The 19,596-nt window shown below is 59.8% G+C and carries 17 protein-coding genes; 7 read left to right on the top strand and 10 right to left on the bottom strand.

What is annotated here, in order from left to right:
• Positions 1-77: 77 nt before the first annotated feature.
• The 4 genes from gudD to ACYZT1_RS15665 all read right to left on the bottom strand — a co-directional run bounded on the left by gudD (position 78) and on the right by ACYZT1_RS15665 (position 5,185).
• Complete coding sequence (gudD, locus tag ACYZT1_RS15680; protein WP_462015618.1) at positions 78-1,430, bottom strand: glucarate dehydratase; 1,353 nt, start codon at positions 1,428-1,430, stop codon at positions 78-80.
• A 42-nt stretch (positions 1,431-1,472) separates the two neighbouring features.
• On the bottom strand, positions 1,473-2,840 hold the full coding sequence (locus tag ACYZT1_RS15675; protein ID WP_462015617.1) for an MFS transporter: 1,368 nt from the start codon (positions 2,838-2,840) through the stop codon (positions 1,473-1,475).
• A gap of 321 nt (positions 2,841-3,161) precedes the next feature.
• The gene (locus tag ACYZT1_RS15670) at positions 3,162-4,223 is read right to left on the bottom strand and encodes an SDR family oxidoreductase (protein ID WP_462015616.1); all 1,062 of its coding nucleotides are present in this window, start codon (positions 4,221-4,223) and stop codon (positions 3,162-3,164) included.
• 77 nt (positions 4,224-4,300) lie between these two features.
• Positions 4,301-5,185, bottom strand: coding sequence for an NAD(P)/FAD-dependent oxidoreductase (locus ACYZT1_RS15665; protein ID WP_462015615.1), 885 nt, complete (start codon positions 5,183-5,185; stop codon positions 4,301-4,303).
• 142 nt (positions 5,186-5,327) lie between these two features.
• Between ACYZT1_RS15665 and ACYZT1_RS15660 the strand changes: the two genes are divergently transcribed.
• Both ACYZT1_RS15660 and tspO read left to right on the top strand, forming a co-directional pair.
• Positions 5,328-5,768, top strand: a complete 441-nt coding sequence (locus ACYZT1_RS15660; RefSeq protein ID WP_462015614.1) for an Rrf2 family transcriptional regulator — start codon at positions 5,328-5,330, stop codon at positions 5,766-5,768.
• 163 nt (positions 5,769-5,931) lie between these two features.
• The gene (tspO, locus tag ACYZT1_RS15655; protein ID WP_462015613.1) at positions 5,932-6,372 is read left to right on the top strand and encodes a tryptophan-rich sensory protein TspO; all 441 of its coding nucleotides are present in this window, start codon (positions 5,932-5,934) and stop codon (positions 6,370-6,372) included.
• A gap of 17 nt (positions 6,373-6,389) precedes the next feature.
• On the opposite strand, the gene ACYZT1_RS15650 is transcribed toward tspO, so the two are convergent.
• From ACYZT1_RS15650 to ACYZT1_RS15640, 3 genes are all read right to left on the bottom strand, one after another.
• Positions 6,390-6,785: a DUF1850 domain-containing protein gene (locus ACYZT1_RS15650; protein WP_462015612.1), complete on the bottom strand. Its 396-nt coding sequence runs from the start codon at positions 6,783-6,785 to the stop codon at positions 6,390-6,392.
• Positions 6,782-8,809, bottom strand: coding sequence for a TRAP transporter permease (locus ACYZT1_RS15645; RefSeq protein WP_462015611.1), 2,028 nt, complete (start codon positions 8,807-8,809; stop codon positions 6,782-6,784). The genes ACYZT1_RS15650 and ACYZT1_RS15645 overlap by 4 nt, the downstream gene beginning before the upstream one ends.
• Before the next feature lie 80 nt (positions 8,810-8,889).
• The gene (locus ACYZT1_RS15640) at positions 8,890-9,843 is read right to left on the bottom strand and encodes a TAXI family TRAP transporter solute-binding subunit (protein WP_462015610.1); all 954 of its coding nucleotides are present in this window, start codon (positions 9,841-9,843) and stop codon (positions 8,890-8,892) included.
• A 254-nt stretch (positions 9,844-10,097) separates the two neighbouring features.
• Here ACYZT1_RS15640 and ACYZT1_RS15635 point away from each other — a divergent pair, with 254 nt between their 5' ends.
• From ACYZT1_RS15635 to ACYZT1_RS15620, 4 genes are all read left to right on the top strand, one after another.
• Entirely contained in the window at positions 10,098-10,334 is a 237-nt protein-coding gene (locus tag ACYZT1_RS15635; protein WP_462015609.1) for a hypothetical protein, read from the top strand.
• A gap of 98 nt (positions 10,335-10,432) precedes the next feature.
• Entirely contained in the window at positions 10,433-11,359 is a 927-nt protein-coding gene (locus ACYZT1_RS15630; RefSeq protein WP_462015608.1) for a Gfo/Idh/MocA family protein, read from the top strand.
• Positions 11,360-11,492: 133 nt separating this feature from the next.
• Positions 11,493-14,390: a bifunctional diguanylate cyclase/phosphodiesterase gene (locus ACYZT1_RS15625; protein WP_462015607.1), complete on the top strand. Its 2,898-nt coding sequence runs from the start codon at positions 11,493-11,495 to the stop codon at positions 14,388-14,390.
• Between the two features lie 48 nt (positions 14,391-14,438).
• Positions 14,439-15,170 (top strand): tRNA (adenine(22)-N(1))-methyltransferase, encoded by a 732-nt coding sequence (locus tag ACYZT1_RS15620; RefSeq protein ID WP_462015606.1) that lies wholly within the window; start codon positions 14,439-14,441, stop codon positions 15,168-15,170.
• A 26-nt stretch (positions 15,171-15,196) separates the two neighbouring features.
• Here ACYZT1_RS15620 and ACYZT1_RS15615 read toward each other — a convergent pair whose 3' ends face one another.
• Entirely contained in the window at positions 15,197-16,153 is a 957-nt protein-coding gene (locus ACYZT1_RS15615; RefSeq protein ID WP_462015605.1) for an alpha/beta hydrolase, read from the bottom strand.
• 202 nt (positions 16,154-16,355) lie between these two features.
• Positions 16,356-18,050 carry a sensor domain-containing diguanylate cyclase gene (locus ACYZT1_RS15610; RefSeq protein WP_462015604.1) on the bottom strand — a complete coding sequence of 565 codons (1,695 nt, stop codon included), beginning with the start codon at positions 18,048-18,050 and terminating at the stop codon, positions 16,356-16,358.
• Between the two features lie 282 nt (positions 18,051-18,332).
• Between ACYZT1_RS15610 and ACYZT1_RS15605 the strand changes: the two genes are divergently transcribed.
• On the top strand, positions 18,333-18,767 hold the full coding sequence (locus ACYZT1_RS15605) for a c-type cytochrome (RefSeq protein ID WP_462015603.1): 435 nt from the start codon (positions 18,333-18,335) through the stop codon (positions 18,765-18,767).
• 427 nt (positions 18,768-19,194) lie between these two features.
• Here the strand turns inward: ACYZT1_RS15605 and ACYZT1_RS15600 are convergent, their stop codons facing one another.
• Positions 19,195-19,593 carry a RidA family protein gene (locus ACYZT1_RS15600; RefSeq protein WP_462015602.1) on the bottom strand — a complete coding sequence of 133 codons (399 nt, stop codon included), beginning with the start codon at positions 19,591-19,593 and terminating at the stop codon, positions 19,195-19,197.
• Between the last annotated feature and the right edge of the window lie 3 nt (positions 19,594-19,596).

Genomic DNA, 19,596 nt, shown 5'->3' with positions numbered 1-19,596 from the left:
CATGACCGGCGCACTTTAGTCAGCTATAAGCCATGCGATAAGCACATTTCAGGTGCGCTGAGACACCGCAGGTGTGATCAGCGCACCAGGCAAGGTTGCTTGTTGTTGAAGCTCCAGCCTGGAATCAAAAACTGCATCGCAACGCTGTCGTCGCGGGCGCCCAGGCCCATGCCTTTGTACAACTCGTGCGCCTGCGCCACGGCGTCCATGTCAATGTCTACGCCCAAACCGTGACGGGCAGGAACCTTGACAAAACCGCCTTCAATTTTCAGCGGCTCCCTGGTCAGGCGTTGTCCGTCCTGCCAGATCCAGTGGGTGTCGATTGCGGTGATTTCACCCGGTGCAGCGGCGGCAACCTGAGTGAACATGGCCAGGGAAATATCGAAGTGGTTGTTGGAGTGGGAGCCCCAGGTCAGGCCCCATTCATGACACATCTGGGCGACACGAACCGAGCCCTGCATGGTCCAGAAATGCGGGTCGGCCAGCGGGATATCAACCGACTGCAGCTGGATGGCATGACCCATTTCGCGCCAGTCGGTGGCGATCATGTTAGTCGCGGTTTTCAGCCCGGTAGCGCGGCGAAACTCAGCCATGACTTCGCGACCCGAATAACCATTTTCGGCACCACACGGATCTTCGGCGTAGGCGAGGACGTGATGCTGGTCACGGCACAAACGGATGGCTTCTTTGAGGGACCAGGCACCATTGGGGTCAAGCGTAATGCGCGCATCGGGAAAGCGTTCGGCCAGTGCGGTGACGGCTTCGATTTCTGCATCGCCGCTCAACACGCCACCCTTGAGCTTGAAATCGTTGAAGCCATATTTTGCTTGCGCTGCTTCGGCAAGGCGCACGACTGCTTCGGCCGTCATGGCTTTCTCGTGACGCAGGCGAAACCAGTCGTCACTCGCATCCGACTCGTTGCGGTAGGCCAGATCGGTGACGTTGCGGTCGCCAATGTAGAACAGGTAGCCGAGCATTTTTACCGCATCGCGTTGCTGCCCTTCGCCCAGCAATGCCGCCACCGGCACTTCAAGGAACTGCCCCAGCAAGTCGAGCAGGGCGGCTTCCATCGCGGTCACGGCATGAATGGTGATGCGCAGATCGAAGGTTTGCAGGCCCCGACCAGCAGCGTCCCGCGAGGCGAAGGTGGTTCGCATCTGGTTAAGGATGCGTTGGTACTGACCGATCGGCTGGCCCATCACCAGCTCGCGCGCATCTTCCAGTGTTTCGCGAATACGCTCGCCACCCGGTACTTCGCCCACGCCGGTATTGCCGGCACTGTCTTTGAGAATGACGATGTTGCGGGTGAAGAACGGCCCATGGGCGCCGCTCAGGTTCAGCAGCATGCTGTCGTGACCGGCGACGGGTACGACTTGAAAACTGGTGACGACAGGTGACCGGGTGGTGTTGGCAGCGTGTTCAGCATTCATGGCGAATTCCTGCGAATGAGTTGATTCAGCGATCGATAAGGGTCAGTGGGATTTGCTGACGGCCACCGCGGGTGCCGGGGCGATCGGCGGGCTCAGCAGGGACGATTGTTTCGGCGATGTTTTGGCGAAGAACACCAGGATCGCAGCGAATATCGACGTGCCGGCCAAGCCGTAGAGGCCGCCCTGAATGGAGCCGGTGCTCTGCTCGAGAAAACCGAAGGTCGTCGGTGCCACGAAGCCGCCGAGGTTGCCGATCGAGTTGATCAACGCGATCACGGCCGCGGCGATCCGTGCGTCCAGGTAGCCTTGAGGAATCGGCCAGAACAGCGACGATGCCGATTTGAAGCCGATGGCGGCAAAGCAGATGGCGACAAAGGCAAAGATTGGCCCGCCGGTGGTCGAGAGGAACATGCCGGCAGCGGCAATCAACAAGGCGGTGGCCACCCAGGCCTGCTGGAATTTGAACTTGCCGGACAATGCCGCGAAGCTGTACATCGCGATGATGGAAATCAGCCAGGGAATCGAGTTGAACAGGCCGACCTGGATGTCGCTCAGGTCACCCATCTTTTTGATGATGCTCGGCAGCCAGAACGTCGCTGCATAAATCGTCAGCTGAATGCAGAAGTACAACGCGCAGAACAGCACAATCTGCCGATCCCTGAGCAATTTGCCGATCGTGGGTTTGACCGTGGTCAGCGCTTCACGCTCGCGCTGTTCCTGGTCGATGGCGTCGACCAGCGCATCCTGCTCTTCGCGACTCAGCCACTTGGCGTCATGGGGTTTGGAGTCGAGCCAGAACCACACGAAGAAGCCCAGAAACACCGAGGCCAGGCCTTCGATGGCGAACATCCATTGCCAGCCTTTGAAGCCAAAACCATCGATCTGCAACAGAGCACCCGACAGCGGCCCGGAAATCAGCGAAGCAATGGCCGAGCCGCTGAGGAAAATAGCGATGGCTTTGCCACGCTCTACACCGGGCAACCAACGGGTGAAGTAGTAGATTACGCCGGGGAAGAAGCCCGCTTCAGCGACGCCCAGCAGGAAGCGCAGAATGTAGAAATGGGTTTCGTTCTGGATGAACGCCATCATCGTCGCGACGATGCCCCAGGTGAACATGATGCGGGTCAGCCAGATTCGCGCGCCGACTTTTTGCAGCAGCATGTTGGACGGGACTTCGAACAGGGCGTAACCGATGAAGAACAGGCCGGCACCCAAGCCGTAGGCTGCCGCGCCGATACCCAGGTCGTGTTCCATGTGCGTACGCACAAAACCGATATTGACCCGGTCGATGTAGTTGAGGATGAACATGATGACGAAAAGCGGGAGTACGTGCCTCTTCACTTTACTGACGGCGCGATCCAGGACTGAATCTTCTGGTGGAACGACAGACGCATTGCTTGAATTGTTCACAATTCAAAACTCCCACTGATTTGTTTTTATGCGGGTTTATGGTGTCAGTCATCATACAACTAGGTTTTCGCGCTCGCAACGCCATTATTGGTGTTTATGTGCATAACGCACCGCTAATTCCGGCAGTAATGGTTATTTTGGCCAATGTTTGGGAGGTTTTTCCGGAGGGCTCAGCAGGATGTCGAGGGGATTGTGGGGGATAGTAGCTCACATGAAAATGAAAAATTGTTATGTTGTCATACAACATCAGGTTTTATCGATCGTTCCCGGACGTGCTCCCGCTGCGGCACCCGGGAGCACTCAGGATCGCCGTATCGATAGTCAAGGAATCAATCGAGCCTCGCGCAGTGTGTCGAACACGTCAAAAAACGCTCGATCACTCGCCTGGTAGCCCGTGAACCCCATGGTCCTGCTTTTCGACATATCGGTGACGACCTCGATCGGTCGCCCCAGATCTGCGTCAGTGTGCCATGGCGAAGTCAGTCGGTTGATATCCGCTTCTTTCAGGCCGTGTTCGGCGACCATCTGTTGCCACACAGTCTGGTCACCCGCCATTTGTGTCTCCAGTGGCGAGACGGCAGCCGGATATGCGGCGGGGTGCAGGGCGAAGTAATCGGCGATCCGGCCCCACATCCATTTCCAGCGGAACACATCGCCGTTGGTGACGTTGAAGGCCTGGTTGGCCGCTGCAGGTGTGGTGGCGGCCCAGAGCTGTTGTGCCGCCAGTTGCCGGGCGTCGGTCATGTCGGTGAGGCTTTCCCATTGCACACGCGAGCCAGGAAACACAAAAGGGCGCCCGGTGTGTTTGCAGACACTGGCGTAGACGGCGAGGGTGGTTGCCATGTTCATGGCGTTACCCACGGCGACACCGGTGACGGTGTGGGGCCGGTGCACGCTCCAGGTGAAGCCGTCCTTTTCAGCGGCAGCGAACACTTCGTCTTCCTGGGCGTAATAGAAGTTTTCGATGTCCAGACGCCCCTGTTCTTCGCGGAAAGGTGTCTGCGGCAGGCTACCCATGCCGTAGGCTTCGAAAGGCCCCAGGTAGTGCTTCAAGCCCGTGACGAGTGCGACATGCTGAACACTGTGGGCAGGGCGAACTGCGTCAAGGATGTTGCGCACCATGGCGCCGTTCACGCGAATGTTTTCCGCTTCCGTGGCCTGCCGCGACCAGGTGGTGATGAACACGTGGGTCGGCTTCAAATTCGCCAGCGCTTGTTGCAACGACGCCGGATCCTGCAAATCCGCAGCGACCGCAATGACGCCCGGTGTTGGCGCCGGGTGTCGCGAAAGTGCTGCAACCTGCCACTGGTGGTCGAGCAGTAATTGGGTGGTGGCGCTGCCAACGATGCCGCTGGCGCCCACGATCAATGCTGTCTGGGTCATAAGGTTCTCCGGTCTGTAGTTTTCTGAGCCCACGCGACTTGCGGAGGTTCAACCGGATCTGCTCCGGCAGCCCCTGATCAGCGAAAAATCAACGATTGATGGGCAGCGCCGCCGGTGCGCGCACCGTCACCCACTGCTATGGCGACATTACCCGCCGCTACAGCGGCATCGCCGCAGGCAAACACGCCCGGCACGCTGGTTTCACGCATGGCGTCGACCTTGATGAAATCACCCATGGGCCCGGGTTCGAATTCGCAACCCAGTTGCTCGGCCAGTGGCGAAGTCATGTGGCAACGCGGCAGCGTGAACACGCCCGCCAGTTGAATGATCCGGCCGCTGTGCAACCTGACATCGGCGTGGCCGTCCAGCGACTCCACCGGTTCGCGCTCAACGGTGACGCCGCGCCGTTTCAGGTGAGCCAACTGCTCGGCATCAGGCTCGAACGCTTCGTTCAGCAGCAGGGTAGTCGGCCCCCAGTCGGGCAGCATCAAGGCGTGGTGAATGGCGAGCGGGCCGGTGGCGAGGACGCCGATCGGACCTTCGTTCAATTCATAACCATGGCAATAAGGGCAGTGAAAAACCGATTGTCCCCACCGTTCGGCTAAACCCGGAATCGGCGGGAGTTGGTCCGTCACGCCGGTTGCCAGAATCAGCCGGGATCCAGCGAATGATCGGCCATCAGCGGTGGTGACCTCGAATTCATCGCCGTGCCTGGCCGCATGGGTGGCCAGCTGCGAGAGCCATTCGACGTTGGGATACAGCAGAAGCTGCGCACGGGCTTCAGTGGCGATCAATGCGGGATCGCTTCCGTCCTGACCCAGCAAACCATGGGATTGGCGGGCAAAGCGATTTCGCCGCTGGCCGCCATCAATCACCAGCACTTTGCGGCGTGCGCGTGCCACCTGCAGCCCTGCGGAAATGCCGGCATAGCTGCCGCCAACGATGATGATGTCGTAGACCATGATTGCAACTCCGTACTCTTGAAAAGCGCTCGATGAATTCTCGATACACCGTAAGTTACGTGAAAGCGGGCTGTCAATCGTCTCGTAACTTTCGATGTGGCGATTCATACTCAGCGCATCTTTTTACCCGGATTCATCGTTCATGAGAACCGACACCCGCCTGTCCCGGATGCTCCACGTGCTGATCCACATCGCGCGTCATGACCAGCCCGCTACCTCCGACACCATCGCGCAGATGCTCGGTACCAACCCGGTGGTGGTACGCCGGACCATGGCGTTGCTCAAGGAGGAAGGGTACGTGCGCTCCGAGAAGGGCCATCGCGGAGGCTGGTCGCTGGCCAAACCGTTGGCACAAATAACCCTGCTGGATATTCACCAGGCGTTGGGTTCGTCTTCGCTGTTCGCCATCGGGCTGTCTACCGACCATCCCGAGTGCCTGGTGGAGCAAGCGGTAAATGCCGCGCTGACCGACGCATTCGACGCGGCCCAGGCGCTGCTGATTGCGCGCTTGGGCCGTGTCACACTCGAGCAGTTGGCGGGTGATTTTGAGGAGCGTTATCGACGTCTGGAGAAGCCTACCTGAGGTGCTGCTGGTATCTTCAGGCGTGCACGCTACGGTGGGGCATTCATGGCAAACGCAGAAAACTCCCTGCGCAAGCGACTTTTTGCTTCGCCTGACGTCCAACCTTGAGACTGCCAACGTGGCTCTATAAACCTGAACAGCTGGCCTCAGCTAAGGATGGACGATGACCTTCTTCATTTTTTTAATAGCCTGCGGTGCCGCGGCGAGCACCGGCATCCTGTTCAAACCCGGCCAGTGGTACAACGAGCTGAAAAAGTCCGGTTTCACGCCGCCCGACTGGCTGTTCCCCGTTGCCTGGACGATCATTTATCTGCTGCTCGCGTGGGTAGGGTATCGCTTGACGCTGATGCCCGGGAGCCAGACGTTGCTTGCGTTATGGGCAGCACAGATCGCCCTCAACACGCTATGGACGCCGGTGTTTTTCGGCGCGCACCAAATCTTCGCCGGCCTGCTGATCCTTGTTCTGCTCTGGTTGGTTGTGGCGGTCATGGTAGTGCTGGCGTTGCGTTTCGATCTGGTGACCGGGCTGATCCTTTTCCCTTACCTGGCATGGTTGTCGGTCGCTGCCGCGCTGAATTTTTCGATCCTGCGCAATAATCGGTAAGTCGTCTGTCGCTCTGTTCAGTGCAGAGCGACAATCTCGCAACCCCACAGCTGCACGGACGGCTGGTTGCTGTCCGGTGCGCCTATCCATTTGCTCAACGGGTAGCAGTTACCTTCGAAACACAGTTGATAATCACCGGCTTCAGGTGTTCGACCAAGATTCAGGGCGTGCATGGGCCGGTGCTCCCTGCGGTAGTGCCAGCTGCCATTTTCCAAGCGTGCATCCTGTGGGATTTCCATGCCCGCGCCATTTCCCCGCACCCGGGCTTCGCCCAGCACCAGGCCTTGCCCAGTGACGCGGTAATCTTCCTCCCAGCGGATTTTTTCCACGGTGTGATCCCACGCCAGGGTGAAACTGGTCACGGGAAGCTGCGCCCAGACCGCACCCGCCAGGCCGAGGCACAGGCCGATCATGCTTGCGCCAGTCGAGTGTGACGCCAGCGCCAGAGGTGCTGAACGATGATCAGCGCGCCGAGCACGAAACCGATTTCGTCGGTCAACGGCAGGGCGACCACCAGCAAGGCTCCCGCTGCGAAGCTCGCCAGGCGTTCCCACAGCGGCATCTTTTGCTGCAGAAAACCGGTGGAAGCCATGCCCCACAAGCCAACTGCCAAGACAGTCTTGATGAACATATAAGCGGTCATCCACAGGCTGTCGCCTTGCATCATCAGTGCCGGGTTGTAGACGGCCATGAACGGGATGACGAACCCGGCCAAGGCAATCCGCACCGCCCACAGACTGATCTTGAAACCTGATTCCCTGGCGATGGGCGCGGCAGCAAAGCAAGCCAGCGCGACCGGCGGCGTGAGGTCGGCGAGGATGCCGAAATAAAACACGAACATGTGCGAAACGATCAGCGGCACGCCCAGTTCCAGCAGTGCCGGGGCTGCGATGGAGCTGGTGATGATGTAGTTGGGAATGGTTGGAATGCCCATCCCCAGCACCAGGCAGGTGATCATCGTGAGGATCAGCGACAGCAGCAGGTTGTCCCGCCCGATCGCCAGAATATAACCGGCGAACGTCGATGCCACGCCCGTCAGCGACACCACGCCGATAATGGTCCCGACCAGCACGCAGGCAATCCCGACAGGCACCGCGTGACGGGCGCCGTCGACCAGCGCGAACAGGCATATTCCCAGCGTTTCGCGACCACCCTTGATGAACCAGCAGACCAGGACCAGCGCTGCGATGACTGCGAAAATCACGCCAATGCCAAGCTGGAAGAAACCGACACAGAGCACGCCGAGCGCTACCCAGAATGCACAGCGCAACGCGAAGCTGGAGACCCTCAGAATGATCGCCGAACCGAGGATCACGATGGATGTGAGCGCCAACCCGACCATGCCCGAGAACAATGGCGTGCGCCCGGAAAACAGCAGGTAAACCAGGACCAGCAAAGGGATCAGCAAGTACCAGTTTTCCTTGATGGCCCCCAAAGCGCTCGGGCATTGGTCCTTGGGCAATCCTTGGAGATTTGAACGCTTGGCTTCGAGATGAACCATCCAGAACACCGAGCCGAAATAGAGAACGGCCGGGATCAGTGCAGCTTTGGCGACCTCGACATACGGCACGTTGATGGTCTCGGCCATGATGAAGGCCACCGCGCCCATCACCGGCGGCATGATCTGGCTGCCCATGCTCGACGTCGCCTCGACGCCGCCGGCGAATGCAGCGCGATAACCGAAGCGCTTCATCAACGGAATGGTGAACTGCCCTGTGGTGACGACGTTGGCAATCCCCGAACCGGTAATGGTGCCCATCAAGGCTGAAGAGACCACCGCAACTTTCGCCGGGCCGCCGAGTTTGTGGCCGAATATGCCCATGGCAAAATCGGTGAACAGTTTGATCATCCCGGCCTGTTCGAGAAACGAACCGAACAGGATGAACAGAAAAATGTAGGTGGCAGACACGTAGGTCGGCGTCCCGTACAAACCTTCGGTACCGAACGATAATTGGTTGATGATCTGGTCGAAGCCGTAACCTCGATGCGCCAGATCGCCTGGCAGGTATTTACCCAGCAAACCGTAGGCAAGGAACAGCCCGCAAATGATCGGCAACGCGATGCCCATTACCCGGCGTGCAGCTTCGAATACCAGTACGACCAGGACAAGTCCCACCACCAGGTCGCCAGACGTCAGGTCGCCCGAGCGCTGGATCAAGTCCGCCTCGAACACCCATTGATAAAGCGCGGTGCCGATGGCGGCCAGACTCAGCACCCAGGCCAGCGGTTGCCACGGCCGACTTCTGCCATAGGCCGGGTAGCTCAAGAACACCACCCACAGCAGGAAGCCGACGTGCACGGCGCGCAGCACCTGGCTGGACACCGGCGAAAACGCCGCGGTCACGATCTGAAAGACCGAAAACGCCAGCGCCACGTAAAACAGGGTTTTCGGCCAGTCCCGCGGGTTCGCCGGAATTCCGTGCTGAACTTCACTCATTGCCTGCGTGCCTCATGATCACAATTCAAAGAAGGGTGATGCGGGCGCAACGGCAGGGCGTGCCGCTGCGCCGCGTTTCATCACAGCGCACCTTTTTCCTTGTAGTACCGTTCGGCTCCGGGATGCAGCGCAATTGGCAGGTTTTTGCTCGCGGTGTCCAGCCTGATGTCTTTCGCCGCGGAGTGAGCATTGCCCAGCCGCGTGAGGTTTTCGAACATCAGTCTGGTCATCTCGTACGCTACGTCATCCGGCACGTCGGCGCGGGTCACCAGGATATTGGTGATCGCCACCGTCGGCACCGCCTCGGGCTGACCGTCGTAAGTGTTGGCTGGGATCATCGCGCTCTGGTACGCCGCGTTGCCGATTTTGCTGACGACGTCGGCAGGGACGGAAACGTAATTCAACGGCATGACCGAGGACAGGTCACGGATAGCCGCCATGCCCAGGCCGGACGACTGCAAGGTGGCGTCCAGTTGTCGGTTTTTGATCAATTCGACCGATTCGGCGAAGGGCAAATATTGCACCTTGCCCATGTCTTCATAGGTCAGGCCCGCCGCTTTGAAGATCGCCCGCGCATTGAGTTCGGTGCCGGACTTCGGCGCCCCCACCGAGATCGTCTTGCCCTTGAGATCCGCCAGGGTCTTGATTCCTGACTCCTGGCTGGCAACGATCTGGATGTAGTTGGGATACGCGCCACCGATGGCGCGCAGTTTGGTCAGCGGCGCCTTGAAGCCAGCGTCCTCCACACCGTTTTTTGCATCCGCCACCGAGTCGGCCAGCGCCAGCGCCAACTCACCGCGACCGGCTTGCAACAGATTGAGGTTTTCCACCGAGGCTTTGGTAGCCTGCACTGACGTCTTGACCCCGGGAATACCGTCGCCGTAGATCTGCGACAGGCCGACCCCGATGGGGTAATAAACCCCGCTGGTGCCGCCGGTGAGTATGTTGATGAACACCGGCGCCGCCTGTGCTGCACTGGTGACGGCCAACGCAGCGGCGGCGGCCAGAAGGGTGAAGCGGTTGATGATTCGCATGGGAAAGGCTCCGTCTTTTATTGGCTTTATGCAGAGTCATTCCACTGTAGTCGATGCAGGCGCAATGCGCGTCGCGGCGGGGTGCCCGGACCAAAGTTGCCGAAAACCTCGCCCGGCACGATCCAGCAGTACTTGCTGCGCGATCGGGTTAAGGCCCTGTGAGAAAACGTCGCTCGTGCCCATGCAGTTGAACTAAAAATTGACCATCAAGTCAGGATAAACAGCTGCATTCATCCCATTTCGAGGAACCCGACATGCCTGATTACACTGTGCGATACCTTTTCAACGGCGAGCCTCGCGAACACACCTTCGAGCTCCAGGACCCTGCGCTGCCTGTTCATGAGGCTGCGATGCATCTGCTGCAACTGCATTTTGGCGACAGCGAGAACAGCCTGATCATGCCCACCGCAGACGCGACGCCGGAAGAGATTCTGCAGCAGGCCGAATGGGTCGGGCTGACGCAGGTTGAGGTTGCTGATCAAGCGATTTGACGATTCAAATTATGACCACATCATCAATGACTTCCTGTTCATACAATCGTAATCTCTCGCATTAGTTCTCAAGACAAGAAAAACAACAGGAGTCATTGATGCAACCGATCCGTCTCGGTCTGGTGGGTTACGGCAAGATTGCCCAGGATCAGCATGTTCCCGCGATCATGGCCAACCCCGCGTTTGATTTGGTGGCTGTCGCGACGCAAGGGCAGCCGTGCCCTGGCGTTGAAAATTTTCAGTCGCTGAGCGAGCTGCTGGAAAAAGGTCCGCATGTGGACGCGATTGCGTTCTGTACGCCGCCGCAAGGGCGTTTTGCCTTGGTGCAACAGGCGTTGGCGGCGGGCAAGCACGTCCTGGTTGAGAAACCGCCGTGCGCCACGCTCGGTGAGGCGATGGCGTTGGTGAATCAGGTGGCGGAGCAGGGCGTCAGTGGTTTTTTCGCCTGGCATTCACGCTATGCGCCGGGCATCGCTGCTGCCCGGGACTGGCTGGCGGGCCGCACGCTGGACAGTGTTCAAATCGACTGGAAGGAGGACGTGCGCAAGTGGCACCCCGGTCAGGCGTGGATCTGGCAACCGGGTGGCCTGGGGGTATTTGATCCGGGCATCAATGCCCTGTCGATTGTGACTCACCTGTTGGCGTTGCCGTTGTTTGTCGAGTCGGCCGAGTTGCGTGTTCCCCAGAATTGCCAGTCGCCGATTGCTGCTTCGATCAGGATGTCTGACGCGCAGCGTCTGGATGTCTGCGCCGAGTTTGACTTTGATCATGGGCATGACGAGCTATGGAGCATTGAGATTCGCTGCAGCGAAGGCGTTTTGCGGCTGGATAACGGTGGCGCGCTGTTGAGCATCGATGGGGTTCGTCAGCTTGTCTCGGAAGAGGGCGAGTACGCGGCGGTGTATCGGCATTTTCAGCAGCTGATTGCGGATAGGGTCAGCGACCTGGATTTGCAGCCATTGCGGTTGGTGGCGGACAGTTTTTTTGTGGGGAGTCGGGAGTTGGTTGCGCCGTTCTTTGATTGATCGCTGCTGCCGTTGCCGCGAAAACAGAAAAATCCATTGAAAAAAACTTCCATAAGCTTTAAACGGGATGTTCACTGGCACACTGCTGGCAATTATAAAAAAGTCTCGCCAGTCTCTGGCACCGGGAGCGCTGATGAGTGTTGGTCCATTGACGGACTCCCTGCGGCAATCAAACGATTGCGATGCTGTTGCATGTGAACCGAAAGGGAATACGGGTAGGGTCGGCATGGCTTGCGCTGGCAGCGAAGACACGATTGAACACCTGCTGGACTCAGCGCGTAACTGGGCCCACACCACCACGTGGGTGGTGTATCGCGCCGGGGAACAAATGCACCTGCTCGGCCAGGGTGACCCGCGTATGCAGTGGCCGTCCAGCATCGCCAATGAAGCCTTTGAAGACTTTTGCCAGACGCGATGTCTGCACCGCTGGCCGACTGGCAGTGGCGAAACCGTGCTGGGTTGGCTGCTTGCGCCCCTTGATGATGCTACGGAGCCGGCGCTCGCCGAGTTTGCCCGGCACCTGGGGATCAAGGTGCAGACCAACACCCTGGCCCGCGCGCAAATCACCCAGCGTGTGCTTTATGAAATCACCTACCTGGCCAGTTCGACCCGCGACCGCTCGGTGTTTCTGGTGGGCGTGCACCAACTGCTGGCCAGCCTGATCGATGCCGAAAATTTCTACCTCGCGCTGTATGACCCGCACACCGGCAAGATCGACTACCCCTATTACGTCGACATCATCGACGTTAATGCCGTGGAGTCCGAACACTACGAATACCTTGACCCGGCCTATCTGTCATTGACCGCCCAAGTGTTGACCACCGGCCAGCCATTACTGATCGACGCGGCCGGGATTTGCGCGGCGCAGGACGAGGGCCGCTTTTACTGCGTGGGGGACCGTCCCGAGTTCTGGATGGGCGCGCCGTTGAAGAACGCCTCGGACGACGTCTTCGGCATGCTGGCGATGCAGGTTTACGAGGTTTCGCGCACCTATAGCGCCGAAGATCGCGCGCTGTTTCTGGTGGTGGCGCGCCACGTGGCCATGGCGCTGGACCGGATTCTGCACCGTGCCGACCTGGAAGCTACCGTACTGCGCCGCACGCTCGAACTGTCGGCGCTCAACGACGCTTTGCGCCAGGAAGTCGCCGACCGACAGCGCGCCGAACATTTGCAGAGCACGCTGTTCCAGATTGCCGAGCTGTCGAGCCAGCCGGGGGACATGACCGAGCTGTTTCAGACCTTGCACGGCATCGTCGCGGAGCTGCTGTTCGCGCAGAACTTCTACATCGCGCTGTTCGAAGAAGCGACCGCTGAAGTGACTTTTCCTTATTACGTCGATGAGCGCCTGACCACTTGCCCGGCCGCGCGGCGTGGGCGTCGAGGCTTGACCGAATACGTTATTCGTCAGCGTCGTCCTTGCCTGATTGACGTCGGCGAGGCCGAGCGGTTGTCCGCGCTGGGTGAAATCGAACTGGCCGACGAGCACGTCCGGTCCTACTCATGGCTGGGGATCCCGCTGTTCGAAGACGATGCGGTGCGGGGCGTGCTGGCGGTACAAAGCTACACCTCGCAGGTGCGCTATACATTGCGCGACCAGGAGTTGCTGACGTTTGTGTCGCGACACATCGACACCGCGTTGTCGCGGCGCACGGCCGCCGACGCGATTCACGCCGCCAACCTCAAACTGGAAGCGCGGGTGCAGAGCCGCACCCGCGAGCTCGATCACGTCAATGCCCGGTTGCAGCACGAAAACTTCCACGATGCGCTGACCGGGTTGCCCAATCGCGCTTATCTGCAACAGCGCCTTGATCTGGCCTGGACGCAGTTTGGCAGGGACGGCGGGCACCTGGCGGTGATGTTTATCGACCTTGACCGTTTCAAGATGGTCAACGACAGCCTCGGCCATCATTTTGGCGACCTGCTGTTGAGGCAGGCCGCGCATCGTTTGCGCGGTTGCCTGCGCGACACCGACATGCTTGCCCGTCTGGGCGGCGACGAGTTTGCCGTACTTGCCCCCGAGGCGCCGCTACAGGCGGTAACCGACATTGCCGAGCGGATTCTGGTCGCCTTCGATCTGCCGTTTTTTATCAACGGCCATGAAGTGTTTTCGTCCTGCAGCATTGGCATTGTCGGCGCCGACAGTCAGTTCCATGACGAGCCGGCCGACCTGCTGCGCGACGCCGATGCAGCGATGTATCGGGTCAAGAATGCCGGCCGTGACAGTTACGCGGTGTTCAATCAGGAGGTGCGTCGCGAGGTCTCGGACCAGGTCGAGCGGGAAGGGGCGTTGCGCAACGCGCTGAAACGCACCGACGAGCTGTTGCCGTATTTCCAGCCGATTGTCAGTGTCGACAGCGGTGAACTGGTCGCCCTGGAGGCGCTGATCCGCTGGCATCAGCCGGGGGGACGAGTGATCGCGCCGGGTGAATTTTTGCCGGATGTCGAGGGGCTGCGGCTGATCGGCCGACTGGATCTGTACATGCTCAACAGCATCGCCGAAATCCTCGCCCGTTCCGAGCACGCCAACTGGCCGCCGGTGCATGTCAATTGCTCCAGTTACAGCATGACGCGATCGGATTTCGCCAGTGATGTGCTCGCCCTGTTGGCCCGGCACGATGTCGCGCCATCGCGGATCTGCCTGGAGTTGACCGAAGGCGCGCTGGTCGCCGAACCGGCAATTGCCCGTCTGACCATGCAGCAATTGGCCGATAATGGCATGTCGGTGGTGCTCGATGACTTCGGCGCAGGATTCTCATCCCTCAGCTATGTGCACCAATACCGCTTCAGCGGCTTGAAGATCGACAAGTCATTCATTTTCGAACTGACCACCAGCGCCCGCAGCCGCGCGATCGTGCGGGCCATTGTGCGCATGGCCGAATCGCTCGACCTCAGCGTGGTGGCCGAGGGCGTCGAGGACGAAGCGACGCTGGTATTGCTGCGCGAAATGGGCGCCGGACAGGCCCAGGGTTATTATTTCGCCAAGCCAATGGGGTTGCAGGCGCTGTTGGCAACGTCGCTGCTCGGTCGTTAACGCAACCCTGGGCCGTTGCCCAGCGCACCACAAAAAAAGGAAATACCGTTGAACCAACACACATTGTCCATGCGCCTGGAGCGGGTGGCGGCGCATGTGCCTGGCGGCGCGCGTCTGGCCGATATCGGCTCGGATCACGGCTATCTGCCGGTGGCGTTAATGCGCCGGGGAATCATCACCGCGGCGGTGGCGGGGGAGGTGGCGTTGACGCCATTCCGCGCGGCCGAACGTACGGTGCGTGATAACGAGCTTCACCCGCAAATCAGTGTGCGTCTGGCCGATGGCCTGGCGGCGATCGAGCCGGGTGACGGGATTAACGCAATCACCGTTTGCGGCATGGGTGGCGAAACCATCCGCGACCTTCTGGACAATGGCAAGGCACGCCTTAGCGGCCGCGAACGCTTGATCCTGCAACCGAACGGTGGCGAGCCGCCATTGCGCCGTTGGCTGATGGAAAACGGGTACCGCATCGTCTGCGAAGAGCTGTTGCGGGAAAACCGCTTCGACTATGAAATCATCGTTGCCGAGCGCAGCGGGCCCGTGGCCTATAGCGCCGAGCAGTTGTACTTCGGGCCATTTCTGATGCAGGCACGCAGCGCGGTGTTCCTCGCCAAGTGGCAACGCCGCTTGCGCGAGAAGCAGAAGACCTTGTTGCACTTGGGCCGCGCGCGGCTGGCTGTGCCAGAAGAGAAAGTCCAAGCACTCTGCCAGGAAGTGCGGTGGATCACCGAGCTGCCAGGCTGCGCGAACGACAGCGCCGTGCAGCACGCAAAGCGCTAGAGCCCCCGATTGGGTTGCGGGTTTTTTTAGGGAGTTTGCGCATGGATTCGCTGGCTGATCCACTCCCGACCATGCGTCAGCACCTTGTTTGCCACCGCCGTGGGGAAATGGATAAACCCGTGCGGGCACGCCGGCACCAGGTGAACGTCAACCGGCGCAGACGGCTGCCATCGCTCGGCAATATCGAGCGTGTCGTCGCGCAGCGGGTCCAGTTCGCCGACAAACAGCAGCGCCGGAGGGAGACCGTCGAAGTCGCCATACAGCGGCGACAGCGGCGGTTGCCGACGTTGTTCGTCGCTTGAGTCCGGGGTGAGCATGCGCAAGGCCTCGACCATCCCGGGGCCATCCAGTACGAGGGTCTCGGGACCTGCGGCGCGCACGCTTGGGGTTCCCGCCAAGTCATAGACGCCGTAGTAAAGCACCGCACCCTTCACTCGGCGCAGCAAGTCCGGCCATGCCTTGAGCCCCAGCAGGGTGGCGGCGGCCAGATGCCCGCCGGCAGATTCACCGACGACGATAACGGGAAGACCGGCAAATTCTTCGCAGTCGTCACCCAGCAGCCAGCGGGCGGCGCCCAGGCAATCACTCATCAGGTCTTCGATCGGTGCCGTCACCGCCAGCCGATAATCAACCGAGACGGTCGCGACATTACAGGCGTTGACCATGGGCACGTTAAAAACGTCGTTCATCTGTGCATTGCCGATCACCCAGCCGCCTCCGTGGAAGTCCAGCACGACGCCTTTCACCGCTCCTATCGGTCGAATGATCCGCAAGGGAACGTCTGCGCCATCGACGCGGATCACCCGTATTTCTGCTTGAAGACCGTGCCGGGTCAATTTGCCTGCGCCGCCGGTCTGGCCCAGGCGCAAGAGCCCCTGAATCAACCGGGGAGTCATGCGATTGCGGATACGGAAACGTGGCAACCAGGCAAGCGTTTTGTTGAACCGCCGCACCTGCGCCAACTCGTGCTCATCAAATGTCATAAAGGTTTTACTATCCAATTGATCTGATACCTTGTCCACGAATGATCGTATTTCAAAACGGCCAAGGAAGGACTGGGTGAGCGGGGCCCGGTCTGGTCGCACGACGGCAGTCCCGATTTCAATCGGCATCAGGTAGCCAATACGCCTTACGCGCACTGGTTGAGCGCTTTGAAAGCAGCAACTTGATAACCTGCAAAGGGCTTCAGGAAATAACAGGATTGTCGCTGTTCTCACCCGCATTGAACGACACCGTGTTTCGCCCCGCACGCTTCGCTTCGTACAACTGCTGATCGGCTCTTTTGATCAGTGCCGTCGAGGTACCGTCCGACAGCCTTGCCAGACCGACGCCAATGCTGACGGTGACTTTTCCCACGGTATCGAAAGTCGCCACGGCAATCGCGGCGCGAATTTTCTCGGCAACGACTTCCGGGCTTTCCGGCGCTTCGATATCCGGCAGCAGCACTGCGAATTCCTCACCGCCGTAACGGGCGACGAAATCGGTGACGCGGGTGCTGTTCTGAATCAGTTGGGCCAATTGCCGCAGTACGTCATCGCCAACGTCATGGCCGTAAGTGTCGTTGATCTTTTTGAAGTGGTCGGCGTCGATCACCAGCAATGCGAACGTGCGCCCGGTGCGCTGAAACAGCAGGCTGTACTCGGCCATTTTTTCATCGAAACGCCGGCGATTGAACACGCCGGTCAGGCCGTCGTGGATCGCCAGTTTCAACAGATCGGCATTGGCCTGGGTGAGGTCGGCGGTGCGTTGCGCGACCGTGGCTTCGAGTGAGGCGTTGGCTTCCTGCAGTTCGCGCTCCTTGCCGAGCAAGGACTGCGTCATGCCATGGATCGACTGGCCCAATTGGGCGATTTCCCGTACCGGGTGATTGAGCGAAAAAGTCGCCCCGGGTTGCTGGTTCTGTACGCGCTTGGCCGACCTGGCCAATTGCTCGATGGGACGGCTCAGCGACAGGGCCAGGTAGTAAGCCACCAGGGCAAAGACAATCGCCGCCGCCACGCCGAGCATCAACAGTTTGTAAAACAACACGCGCGCGGGCTGCAGCGCAATGTCCAGCGGTTGCCGGACGGCGATGTACCAGGTCAGGCCAGTACCCGCTGGCGTAGGCACTGCAACGATGCTGGTGAGGAAACCGTTACCCAACGACCAGCCCGGGGTTTTGCCGTTGTCGCCCGACGTTGTCGGCAGGTTGGACAGTCGTTCGCCCATGAGATTTTCCGGATAGAGCACTTTACCGCCTTGGTCGACAATCAGTGCTTCGACGTCGGGCATCGTGCCTTTGCGCACCGCCGAATCGACGATCCGGGTGACCCAGCTCCAATGCGCATGGGCGCCGAGCACTCCGATCACCTGGCCGCGGTTATCGAGAATCGGCGCGGCGAAATCGATGAAACGCAACGGTTCGCCTGTGGAATTACCCGGTAACAATTTGGCGAGCAAAACTGCCTCGTGCGGGTCACCGGTGTAGGCGCCGCGCAAGCCGGCCTGAAACCATGGTCGCGCTTGCACCGATTGGTTGATCAGCAAGCCATTCACCGCCTGCCGAACACGCCCCTCGGCATCGGCCACGCCCATCCAGGCGTATTCGGCCCGCGACTGTGAGCGCAATTGCATCGACGTCAGGATGTCCGGATCGTCCAGGTTGCCGCGCCTGAGCAGCGGTGCGCGGCTGAGCAACGATACTTCCAGTTGACGTTCGTGCAACTGCGCGCCCAACAGTTCGGCGGCCGAACGCGCGGTGCTCAACAATGCATTGCCACTGGCCTGTTTCATCTGCCCGGTCGCGATATGACCGACGTAGAAGCCCACGCTCAGCAAGGTGAGCAATGACAAACCGGCAAACCATAGAGTGAGGAGGCTACGCAAACTGGCTTTGATCATGAGCGCTATCTGACGGCAGGAATGGCGGCATGGTATGCGTAATGAAAGGCCGCTGCCAGTGCGTAACATTGCCTTGGCGCAATACCAGGTTCCTTTTTTTGCGCTAAGGTGTGCGCCGCTCGAGAGATGGATGCCGGGCGTTTTCTCATGGAGTTACTCAGTGAATTACCTCAGCAAAGTGCTTGCCGTCAGCGTCCTAAGTCTGATCTTGACAGGCTGCACCGGCGTCGGGGCTCTACGCAACGTCTTCCGCTTACACGATAAACCGACCTGGACGCCTGCATGAACAAAGCCGCACCCATCATCTCCGCCCTGGCGCTCATCACCGCACTGTTCGGCCTGCCGGCCAACGCGGCCGGGGATGCCGAAGCCGGGGGCAAATTGTTCAAGCGGATCTGCAGCGGTTGTCATCAGGTGGGTGAGTCGGCGCGGGCGTCCTTCGGACCGCAGCTCAACAGTATTTTCGGGCGGGCATCCGGCAGCACCAGCGATTATGTTTACTCCGATGCAATGAAAGGCGCCGGTATCGTCTGGACCCGTGAAACCCTGACCGCCTATCTTGAAGATCCCAAAGCTGTCGTGCCCGGCACTCGCATGATTTTCTGGGGCATGAGCGATGCGCAGAAGATCGATGATGTGTTGGCGTATCTTGAAACGTTCCAGCCGCCGAGGCGGCCTGATAGCCGACCGGGCGTGGGCTGCGCCAGCTGCAGGTAATGTGTCGAGTTGGAATCCTGCGCGGCAGGCGAAGCGCTTTGCTTTGCTTTGCTTCAGATCTTGAACTTGATCCACCGGCCCCTTTCCCAGAGGCCGAACGCAGGCGTTGCGCAGGGGGCACCGCGGCAAGGATGCCGCGGTAGTCGCCCCCGGCCATGGATGGCCGATGGCGACGGCCCCCGGAGCAATGCCGGAGTGAGGGCATGCCGAGCCACAGCGAGGCACCGAATGGACGGGCAAGAGCCTTTTGGTTACTTTGGGGCTCTTTTCCAAAGTGACTCGCCGTAATGGCGAAACCAATTGCAGCCCCAACGCAGCAACGGATATGTACACCCTCAAAACAGAAGTCGCCCAAGACAAAGCCATCGCGAGCAAGCTCGGCTCCTACGGGCTTTACGTATTCAGGTCCACATCCAGGACGCCAGCATTACCCCCGCGGCAACCGCGCAATCACCTTGATCTCGAAATCAAACCCATAAAGCCACGTCACCCCAACGCACGTCACGGTCGGATGCGGGGCGTTGCCCCAAAATTCCGGCACGATGCTCCAGATCCGTTCAAACTTCGAATCCGGGTCGACGATAAACACGGTGACATCAACCACATCATCAAACGTACAACCCGCCGACTCCAGAATGGCATTGAGGTTGCGAAACGCCAGGCGCACCTGCTCTTCCAGAACCGGCTCGGGCGAACCGTCCTCACGACTGCCGACCTGTCCCGAAACAAACAGAAAGCCATCGGAACGAATCGCCGGCGAGTAACGATGAAGCTCGTAAAGCGCCTGGCGGCCCGGTGGGAAAACTACATCGCGGGTAATAGTCATGTT

Source organism: Pseudomonas sp. PB3P13 (genome assembly GCF_054897735.1).
Note: the sequence above shows the minus strand (reverse complement) of the source record. Positions and strands in the feature narration are given on the sequence as shown.

Coding starts and splice junctions, on each gene's coding strand:
- ACYZT1_RS15635 (WP_462015609.1), top strand. CDS start 10,098: ATGCCTGATTACACTGTGCGATACCTTTTCAACGGCGAGCCTCGCGAA.
- ACYZT1_RS15670 (WP_462015616.1), bottom strand. CDS start 4,223: ATGACCCAGACAGCATTGATCGTGGGCGCCAGCGGCATCGTTGGCAGC.
- tspO (WP_462015613.1), top strand. CDS start 5,932: ATGACCTTCTTCATTTTTTTAATAGCCTGCGGTGCCGCGGCGAGCACC.
- ACYZT1_RS15630 (WP_462015608.1), top strand. CDS start 10,433: ATGCAACCGATCCGTCTCGGTCTGGTGGGTTACGGCAAGATTGCCCAG.
- ACYZT1_RS15625 (WP_462015607.1), top strand. CDS start 11,493: ATGAGTGTTGGTCCATTGACGGACTCCCTGCGGCAATCAAACGATTGC.
- ACYZT1_RS15645 (WP_462015611.1), bottom strand. CDS start 8,809: ATGAGTGAAGTTCAGCACGGAATTCCGGCGAACCCGCGGGACTGGCCG.
- ACYZT1_RS15610 (WP_462015604.1), bottom strand. CDS start 18,050: ATGATCAAAGCCAGTTTGCGTAGCCTCCTCACTCTATGGTTTGCCGGT.
- ACYZT1_RS15665 (WP_462015615.1), bottom strand. CDS start 5,185: ATGGTCTACGACATCATCATCGTTGGCGGCAGCTATGCCGGCATTTCC.
- ACYZT1_RS15640 (WP_462015610.1), bottom strand. CDS start 9,843: ATGCGAATCATCAACCGCTTCACCCTTCTGGCCGCCGCCGCTGCGTTG.
- ACYZT1_RS15600 (WP_462015602.1), bottom strand. CDS start 19,593: ATGACTATTACCCGCGATGTAGTTTTCCCACCGGGCCGCCAGGCGCTT.
- ACYZT1_RS15605 (WP_462015603.1), top strand. CDS start 18,333: ATGAACAAAGCCGCACCCATCATCTCCGCCCTGGCGCTCATCACCGCA.
- ACYZT1_RS15660 (WP_462015614.1), top strand. CDS start 5,328: ATGAGAACCGACACCCGCCTGTCCCGGATGCTCCACGTGCTGATCCAC.
- ACYZT1_RS15615 (WP_462015605.1), bottom strand. CDS start 16,153: ATGACATTTGATGAGCACGAGTTGGCGCAGGTGCGGCGGTTCAACAAA.
- gudD (WP_462015618.1), bottom strand. CDS start 1,430: ATGAATGCTGAACACGCTGCCAACACCACCCGGTCACCTGTCGTCACC.
- ACYZT1_RS15650 (WP_462015612.1), bottom strand. CDS start 6,785: ATGATCGGCCTGTGCCTCGGCCTGGCGGGTGCGGTCTGGGCGCAGCTT.